Below are 1,072 nucleotides of genomic sequence, written 5' to 3'. Positions count from 1 at the left end.
CTGATAAAATAGTCGAAGTTTTAAAAGATTATCTAAGTAATGGGAAGATTGATTTAAAAAAAGAGTTTTATGATTGTGAGGATGTCTAATGAAAGTATTGGTAGTGGGCTTAGGTTCAATGGGAAAAAGAAGAATTCGACTTTTAAGGCAAATAAGTTTGGAGTTTGAAATTATAGGAGTTGATACGAACAATGATAGAAGAAAATACTGTGAAAACGAGTTCAGTATTTATACAGAAGGATCACTAGATGATATATTAGAAGTAGTTAAGTTTGATGTAGCCTTTATTTGCACTTCACCATTATCTCACTCTCAAATTATTACAAAGTGTTTGAATAAAAAAATTGATATATTTTCAGAACTAAATCTAGTTGCTGATGGTTATGAACAAAATATTTCTTTAGCAAAAAATAATAAAAATATTTTATTTTTGTCATCTACCTTTATGTATCGTGAGGAAATTATTAAAATTAATGAATTGCTTACGAAAACGAGTTTGCATACTAACTACATTTATCATATTGGGCAGTATTTACCAGATTGGCATCCTTGGGAAAATTATTCTGATTTTTTTGTTGGAGACGTTAGAACCAATGGGTGTAGAGAAATATTTGCGATTGAGTTACCTTGGCTTATAAAAGTATTTGGTAACATCTCTAAAATTACTACTGAAAAAAGGAAAATAAGTGAACTAAACATAAATTATAATGATAGTTATATGCTACTAGTTGAACACGAAAGTGGACATAAAGGTATGCTTGCTGTTGATGTAGTATCACGTCGACCAGTTAGAAATTTAGAAATATATAATGAAGAGATATATTTACAATGGAATGGTTCACCTAATGGTTTATTTCTGTATGATTCAGAAAAAAAAGAAAATGTTCCAATACAGCTTTATAATGAAGTTGATCGTATTGATAATTATAGTGATTTTATTGTAGAAAATGCATACTTAAATGAAATTATTAGTTTTTTTGAATGCGTGAATAAACGAATTAACAATGAATATGGTTTTGAAGAAGATATTAAAGTTATTAATTTAATAGATAAAATTGAGGCATAGTATGGT

At 27.7% G+C, this 1,072-nt stretch carries 1 protein-coding gene; it reads left to right on the top strand.

All coding sequences use genetic code 11. From position 1 onward, the window contains the following. Positions 1-88: 88 nt before the first annotated feature. The gene (locus tag JF818_RS12055; RefSeq protein ID WP_233067569.1) at positions 89-1,066 is read left to right on the top strand and encodes a Gfo/Idh/MocA family oxidoreductase; all 978 of its coding nucleotides are present in this window, start codon (positions 89-91) and stop codon (positions 1,064-1,066) included. Positions 1,067-1,072: the final 6 nt, after the last annotated feature.

Source organism: Sphaerochaeta sp. S2 (genome assembly GCF_016406725.1).
Lineage (GTDB): Bacteria > Spirochaetota > Spirochaetia > Sphaerochaetales > Sphaerochaetaceae > Sphaerochaeta.
This window is presented reverse-complemented; position numbering and strand designations above follow the sequence as displayed.